The organism is Streptomyces sp. NPDC059957 (genome assembly GCF_042730015.1).
GTDB lineage: Bacteria > Actinomycetota > Actinomycetes > Streptomycetales > Streptomycetaceae > Streptomyces.
In genome coordinates this window covers 1-7,637 of sequence record NZ_JBHWMB010000115.1, presented here as the reverse complement: position 1 = coordinate 7,637, position 7,637 = coordinate 1, and the positions used below count along the sequence as shown (strand labels likewise).

Genomic DNA, 7,637 nt, shown 5'->3' with positions numbered 1-7,637 from the left:
CTCGGGTGACGTCCAACAAAAAGTGAGATCACCCCTGACCCCCGGGCCTGCTCCGGGCACCCCCCGGGCCGGGTACGGACCCCGGGCCGGGTACGGACCCCAGGCCGGGTACGGACCGCGAACTTCCACCGGCACGGGCGGATACAGCGTCTTGGCATACTTCTGCCGGTAGGACCCGCCGACTCGGGGGGACCACGCTGACCGGGGGATTCGAGTCATGAGCAACGGGGGGTTCGCGGCGCGCCTGCATGCTCTGCGAACGGATGCAGGGCTCAGCCAGGAAGAACTGGCGCAGGCCGCCGGGCTGAGCGTGCGGGCCCTTTCGGATCTGGAGCGAGGACGCTCCCGGGGGCCGCAGCGCCGCACCGTGCAGGCCCTCGCCACCGCCCTGGGCCTGGACGGTACGGCCGCCGCCGAACTGGAACACATCGCCGGCCTCGGCCGTCCCCGTCCCCGCCGCGGAGCCGGGCGCGCCACGCAGTTGGAGACACAGCCCCTCCCGTACCACCCCACTGCACACCACTCCACTGCGCACCACCTGCTCCAACTGCCACGAGATCTGGGCGACTTCACGGCCCGCGGCCCTGCCCTGAACCGGCTGCGCACCTTGGCCGAGCACCTCGACCCCGCTCGCCCTCCCGTAGCCGTGGTCAGCGGGCAGCCCGGCCTGGGCAAGACCGCCTTCGCCGTCCACGCCGCCCACACCCTCGCCCCCCACTTCCCGCACGGCCAGTACGCCATCGACCTGCGCGGCACGGACCCCCGCCCGATCCCGCCGCGCGACGCGCTCGCCCGGCTCCTGCGCGCCCTCGGCGCCGCCGACAGCGTCATCCCCGCCACCGCCGAGGACCGCAGCGGCCTCCTGCGTTCCCTACTGCACGACCGCCGGATCCTTCTCCTCCTGGACAACGCCGCCGACGAGAACCAAGTCCGCCCCCTGCTGCCCGGCCACAGCTCCTCCCTCACCCTCATCACCAGCCGCAACGCCCTGGCCGGCCTGGAAGCGGTCCACCGCCCCGAACTCACACTGTTGCGCCGCGAGGAAGCCGTCGAACTCCTCACCCGCGTCATCGGACCAGAACGCGTAAGCCGCGAGAGCCAGGCCGCCCGCGACATCGCCGACCTGTGCGGACACCTTCCCCTGGCCGTCCGCATCGCCGCTCAGCGCCTCGCGGCCCGGCCGGGCGAACACCTCACCAAACTCGCGACGCAGCTCGCCGAAAGCACGACACGACTGGACACCCTGCAAGCCGGCTCACTGCAGGTCCGCGCCGCCTTCACCTCGTCCTACCGGCAGCTGCCCGCCCGCACCCGCACCGTCTTCCGCCGCGCCTCGCTCGCGGACGGCCCCGACTTCAGCCCCCAGAGCGCCGCCCTCTTGGCAGGGCTGTCCCTGCGTCAGGCCGCGACATGCGCACAGGACCTCACCGACGCCGGACTGCTCGAGCCCCACCCCACCGCCGACCGGTACCGCTTCCACGACCTCCTCCACCTCTTCGCCGCCGAACAGCTCGCAGAAGAGGACGAGCCCGCGCACACCACGAGCGCCCAGAACCGGGCCGACCTCTGGACACTGCACCGCGCGACCGCCGCCGCCCAGCTATTCGACACGGCACCCGACCCCGACAGCAGCCCGACGCCCGACCCCGACCCCGTCACCGCACCCGCCGACCACGAACAGGCACGGGTCTGGCTGGAGGCCGAGAAGGCCCAGTGGCTCGCCGCGCTGGGCCGCGCCCAAACCCGGGGCCTGCACCAACAGGTCATCGACACCGCCGAGGCGATGCACTGGTTCTCCGACCGCACCCCGCACTGGGAAGCATGGGCACAGGTCTTCCAGTGGGCCGTCGACTCTGCCCGTGCCCTGGGCAGCAAACGCGACGAGGCCGTCCACCTGAACTACCTGGCCTGGGCCTACAACATGTGCCTCTACGACCACACCGCCGCCCTGACCGCCGCACGGGCCGCCCTGGCCGCAGCGCGTGAAAGCGGTGACCAGCTCCAGATCGGCTGGGCCCTGGGTTACGCCGCCGGCGCCCTCCACCGGCTCGGGCGAACGAGCGAGTCCATCACCTGGCTCCAGGAAGCCGCCGACCACCTCGGTAAGCAGACCGGCCCCGAGAGCCGCCTCGCCGAACTCACCGCCCTCAACTCCCTTGGTCAGCAGCTGCGCCAGACCGGCCGCGCCCGGGAAGCCCTGGCGATCCACCGCCGCAGCGAAGCCATCTGCCGCACCGGCGTCCCGGGCAAGCCCCAGGAACTGATCGGCCTCTACCTCGCAGTGACCCGCCAGCACATCGGCAACGACCTCGCCGCCCTCAACCGATGGAACGAGGCGGAACACCTCCTGCGCTATGCCCTCACCCACTTCCAGGCAGCACGGATGCCTGCCTGGAGCGAACCGGCCCGCCTCGACCTCGGCATCGTCCTGGTCCACCTCGACCGGCACCACGAGGCCCAGACGGCCCTGACCACCGCTCACGACGCGCTCGCCCGGCTCAACAACCCCCGCAGATCCGAGGCCGCCGACCACCTCCACCAACTCGGCCTGACCTGACCCCTCAGGGCGCTGCCCGGCGCAGCGACAGGGCGAAGGCGCAGCTGGTGACGGTGAGGACGACGATCGGTGGCGGGGGCAGGAAGAGGGCGGATATCGCCAGGCCGACGAGTGAGGCGGCGAGGAGCGTCCACCCGAAGGCGGTGCGCCGTTCGATCAGGGCAGGGGAGTGCCGGGCGGCGAACAGGGCGAGGAGCGCGCAGGCCATGACGAACAGGCCCATGACGGAACTCATGCCGTGGACGAGTTCGAGGGTGGTGCGTTCCAGCCCCAGCAGCGTCATGCTCGTTGCCCGCATGGCTGCCGACGAGGCTTCTTGCTGCGGGGTCGGATTGCCCCAGGCCTCCGCGGCGGCAAGGGCGAGGTGTCCCGTACCCAGGAACAAGAAGCCGCCGACCCCCACCCTGAAGGGTCGCAGCGGTTCCGGCTTTTGCCTGACCGAGGGGGCGGTCGCGCTCATGGTGACTCCTTGAGGATGGGCCAGATCATCCTCTACACATGTAGAGGGCCTGGTCGACTCGCACTCTACATCCGTAGAGGGAGTGGTCCCGGCACCGCGGTCCGGCAGTGGCCGATGAGCACGGCGAGCTGCGTCGGCTACTTCTCCTGGTGACCGGATCGGTCCGCTGCCGGACCCGATGCGGCCTGTTCCGTAGCCGTCCGCGAGGGCCAGGCTTGGGGACATGACCCGAGCACTGATCGTCATCGATGTCCAGGAGTCCTTCCGCGCCGCGCCGCTGTGGGAAGCGATTTCCGATCCGAACATTCCGGAGAAGGTGAACCGCCTGGTCCGGCTCTCCCGACAGGCCGGTGACCTGGTGGTGTGGGTGCTGCACTCCGAGCCCGGCGCCGGCGATGTCTTCGACCCGGCCCTGGGCCATGTCCGGCTGATGACGGAGCTGGAGCGGGTGGAGGGGGAGCCGGTGATCCACAAGACCTCGCACAACGCCTTCACCACCACCAACCTGCAACAGCTCCTCACCGCGCACGGCATCCGCGAGCTCACCGTCTGCGGCATCCGGACCGAGCAGTGCGCGGAGACGACTACCCGCGTCGCATGCGATCTCGGCTACGAGGTCACCTTCGTGATCGATGCGACCGCGACGCATCCCATTCCCCACCGCGACGCGCCCGCCGGCCGGAGCGTCGCCGAGCTGCTTGCCGACCCCCGCACGTTGCCGTCCGCGGAGGTCATCAGGCGCACCGAGTACGCCCTCGCCGGACGCTTCGCCACCATCGCGACGATCGACGAGCTGGAGGCAGCCGCGGAACCCGTACGATGACCGAATCGTGAGCCGCATCGTCTTCTTCCTGGTTCCCGGAGTCCAATTGTTGGACCTGGCCGGCCCCGCGCAGGTGTTCTCCACCGCGGCCGACTTCGGGCACGCCTACACGCTCGCCTACGTCGCCGAGCAGCCGCAGGTCTCCACCGCCCAGGGCCTGCCGCTGCTGGCGGGGCTCGAGTGGCCCGAGCTCGGCCCGGAGGATCTGATCGTGGTGCCCGGCTGGTGGCCGGGTGTCCTGGCCGATGGCCCCGCCATCGGCGCCGCCTCCCTCCAGGTCTTTCGGGACCATCACGCACGGGGCGGGACGGTGGCCAGCGTCTGCGCCGGAGCCGATGCGCTCGGTCAGGCCGGCCTGCTCGACGGCCGCCGCTGCACCACTCACCACGACCTGCAGGACGAGTTGGCCCTGCGCCACCCCGGGGCGGTGGTCGTCCGCGATGTCCTGTTCACCGCCGACGACCGGGTGATCACCTCGGCCGGTATCGCCAGCGGCATCGATCTGGCCCTGCACCTGGTCGCGACCCGGCACGGCCCGGCCGCCGCCGCCCAAGTGGCCCGGGACATGGTCGTCTACGCCCGCCGCAACGGCCACGACCCGCAGTCCAGCGCGATGCTCCGGCACCGGTCCCACCTCGACGACACCGTGCACCGGGTCCAGGACCTCATCGACACCCGCTTCGACCAACCGCTTCCCCTGCCGACCCTTGCCGCGGCCGTCGGCGTGAGCGAACGCACCCTCACCCGCCTCTTCGGCCGAGCCACCGGGCTCACCCCCCTGCGCTACCAGCAGACCCTCCGCCTTGAACGCGCCCAACACCTCATCAGCCGAGGCGCAACGACCGATGCTGCTGCCCGCGCGGTCGGATTCGAGGACCCCCGCATGCTGCGCCGCCTCCGCGCCCGCACGGCCTGAACGCGGCAGTAGACCCGGCCCGGCATGCTCGAGCGTCCCGGAGATCATCTACGCTACGGCGCTCAGGGTTCTCCAGATCTTCCGGTGGGGGTGCGCGGCACGGGGCGGGTGGGACAGCGAGGCGGGACGGCTCGTCCTCGCGGTGCATACGGCGTACTGGGTGAGGGACGCGCTGCGCACGGAGGAGGCGGACGACCGCCTGCTCGTCGTGGCCGACGGCAGGGTCGCCGTCCGGGCCGCCTGGCAACACGCACCGGAGGCGGTCTCCTGCGGGCACGCCGGTGTGCGGCGCATCCCCTGGCCGCGACGGACGCGGCGGCGTCTGGACATCGTGTGCTCGGACGGCTCCTGGCTGACCGTCCGAGCCTCCCAGGCCGCGTCCGCCGACCGGATCCGTGAACTCCTGTCGGCTCAGGAGACGTCCTGACGATCCGGGGCGCTCGCGCGATCGGCGGGAAGCCGGCGTGCACGGCGGCGGGGATCACGCGGCGGGGGCAGGGGCCGAGGTGGCCGTGTCCGCCTGCGGCTGCCGCAGTTCGCGTACCAGCGCGGTCACGGCCTGCCGGATCTGGTCGGGCGTGTGGTCACAGGTGATGAAGAAGCGCAGCCGGGCCATTTCCTCCGGTACGGCCGGGTAGAGGATGGGGTTGACGCTGATGCCCTGCTGGAAGAGGGCCTCCGCGAGCTTCAGCGTCTTCAGCGAGTCCCCGACGATGCAGGGGACGACCGGCGTGTCGTGGCTGTCCCCGACGTCGATCCCCGCCTCGCGCGCCAGGCGGACGAACAGCGAGGCGTTGTACGCGAGACGCGTGATGCGCTGCGGCTCGGTGCGCAGGAGGCGCAGGGCGGCCAGCGAGGCGGCGGTGTCGGCCGGGGTCATGCCGGCGCTGTAGACGAAGCCCGGCACGGTGTAGCGCAGGTACTCGACGACCGTGCGGCTCCCGGCGACGTACCCGCCGCAACTGGCCAGTGCCTTGGACAACGTGCCCGACCACAGATCGACGGACGCCCGCTCGATGCCGTGGTACTCGCCGATGCCGCGTCCCGTCGCGCCGATCGTGCCGATGCTGTGGGCCTCGTCGATCATCAGCAGCGCGCCGTGGCGGCGCTTGACCTCGACGAGCGCGGGCAGGTCGGCGATGTCGCCGTCCATGCTGTAGACGCCTTCGATGACGATGAGCACCCGCCGGTACTGGTCGCGGACCTGGCCGAGCACGGCGTCGAGCGCGGCCGCGTCGTTGTGCGGGAACGGCCGCCGGGTCGCGCCGGAGAGCTTGCAGCCCTGCAGGATGCTGTCGTGGGCGAGGGCGTCGTGCAGGACGAGGTCGCCGGGGCCGACGAGGTGTCCGATCACGGTGACGTTGGTGGCGTGTCCGTTGGCGAGGGTGAGCGCGGATTCGCATCCGAGCAGGCCGGCGAGTTCCGCTTCGAGTTCCAGGTGGAGCGGACGGCTGCCGGACAGCAGTCGGCTGGCGGACACCGAAGTGCCGTAGCGCTCGACCGCCTCCTTGGCGGCGGCCTTCACCGTCGGGTCGGTCGCCATGCCCAGGTAGTTGTAGCTGGAGAAGGAGACGAGTTCCCGGCCGTCGACGACCGTCGTGTCCGTCATGCCGCCTTCGTGGACGAGGAAGTACGGATTCGCGAGTCCCAACCCGGCGAGCATCCCGATCCGCTCGCCGTGGGCGGCGACCTCCGGGAAGCGGTCGATCCGCGTGTGCTCCTCCGGCGCGGCCGGGGTGGAAACCGTCGGCTGGTCAGGGGGCGTCGGGACCACGCGCAGGCGGGGGGAGTCCGCGGCCGCGGGCGGGGCGGGAGCCACCACGACCGGCGCCGGGTCGGCGGCCGCAGCCGGCGGAGTCCCGTCACCGTGTCCGGCGCGCTGCCCGGGGAGGGCCGTCGCCGGCGTGGCGTCCGGGCAGGTGCCCGTGATCAGCGCGGCGAGCCGGGCGACGGTCGGCCGGTCGGCGGCCCGCTCGTCGAAGGACCACTGCGGCCACTGCCGGTTGAGGGAGGTGAACAGGTCGGTCAGCATCAGCGAGTCGAACCCGAGGTCGTCGATCAGCAGCTGGTCGTTGCTCAGCCGCTCCACCGGGAAGGCGCTGATCCGGGCCACCTGCGCGAGCACGGCTTCGGTGACCTCGCAGGTGACCTCGCCGGCGGCCCCGTCGGCGGCCCCGTCGGCCGCCGCGCGCGGGGCGGGCGGGTCGGCGGGGTCGCCGACCGTGGCCTCGGACTCCTCGGGGGCCGCGGCAACGGGTAGGGCCGGAGCGGTGGGCACCGGCGCGGGGAGCGCCCGCGAGAGGCGGGCGAGCAGCTCCGCCTGCTGCCGGACGAGCTCGAGCAGTTCGTCCATGGGGGTGACGGGCTGCACGGACTCCACGGGCTGCAGGGGCTGCGGCGGGAGGGAGGCTGCGGCGGGTCCCTGCCTCGCGGTGCGCCTGGCCGGCACCCAGTAGGACTGGGTGGCGAGCCCGGCCACCGGCAGGTCCAGCAGCCGGCGGTCCTCCTCGGCGATCAGGGCGCGCGGGTCGACCGGGGCGCCCAGGACCGCGAGCCGGGCGAGGGCCAGTACGAAGGTGCGCCCGCCGTCGGCCGTCCCCTCGACCGGGACGACGTGGACGTCGTCGTGGCCGGTGAGGTTGCGGCGGACCGAGGCGAGGAGCGAACTGCCGCCCGTCACCTGGAGGAAGACGCGGGCCCCTTGGTCGTAGGCGGTACGGACGGCGTCGCCGAAGAGGACCGGCGCGGACGCGTGCCGGGCCCACAGCTCGCGCAGCCGGACGGGGTCGGTGCAGACCTCGGCGTTCACGGAGGAGACGAACGGCAGGACGGGGCTGACGATCGGCCGGGCGGTGAGGCCCGAGCGGATGGCGTCCTCGAC

Annotated in this window: 6 protein-coding genes; 4 read left to right on the top strand and 2 right to left on the bottom strand. The window is 72.3% G+C overall.

Annotated elements, in window-relative coordinates:
- The first annotated feature begins 217 nt into the window (after positions 1–217).
- Entirely contained in the window at positions 218–2,557 is a 2,340-nt protein-coding gene (locus ACFWBW_RS39260; RefSeq protein ID WP_385383855.1) for an ATP-binding protein, read from the top strand.
- Between the two features lie 4 nt (positions 2,558–2,561).
- Here ACFWBW_RS39260 and ACFWBW_RS39255 read toward each other — a convergent pair whose 3' ends face one another.
- Positions 2,562–3,017, bottom strand: coding sequence for a hypothetical protein (locus ACFWBW_RS39255; protein ID WP_385383852.1), 456 nt, complete (start codon positions 3,015–3,017; stop codon positions 2,562–2,564).
- A 223-nt stretch (positions 3,018–3,240) separates the two neighbouring features.
- Between ACFWBW_RS39255 and ACFWBW_RS39250 the strand changes: the two genes are divergently transcribed.
- The 3 genes from ACFWBW_RS39250 to ACFWBW_RS39240 all read left to right on the top strand — a co-directional run bounded on the left by ACFWBW_RS39250 (position 3,241) and on the right by ACFWBW_RS39240 (position 5,183).
- Complete coding sequence (locus ACFWBW_RS39250) at positions 3,241–3,840, top strand: cysteine hydrolase family protein (RefSeq protein WP_385383849.1); 600 nt, start codon at positions 3,241–3,243, stop codon at positions 3,838–3,840.
- A 7-nt stretch (positions 3,841–3,847) separates the two neighbouring features.
- Entirely contained in the window at positions 3,848–4,756 is a 909-nt protein-coding gene (locus ACFWBW_RS39245) for a GlxA family transcriptional regulator (RefSeq protein WP_385383846.1), read from the top strand.
- Positions 4,757–4,916: 160 nt separating this feature from the next.
- Positions 4,917–5,183 carry a hypothetical protein gene (locus ACFWBW_RS39240; RefSeq protein WP_385383843.1) on the top strand — a complete coding sequence of 89 codons (267 nt, stop codon included), beginning with the start codon at positions 4,917–4,919 and terminating at the stop codon, positions 5,181–5,183.
- 54 nt (positions 5,184–5,237) lie between these two features.
- Here the strand turns inward: ACFWBW_RS39240 and ACFWBW_RS39235 are convergent.
- A partial coding sequence (locus tag ACFWBW_RS39235) for an aminotransferase class I/II-fold pyridoxal phosphate-dependent enzyme (RefSeq protein ID WP_385383840.1) occupies positions 5,238–7,637 on the bottom strand: 2,400 nt, incomplete at its 5' end.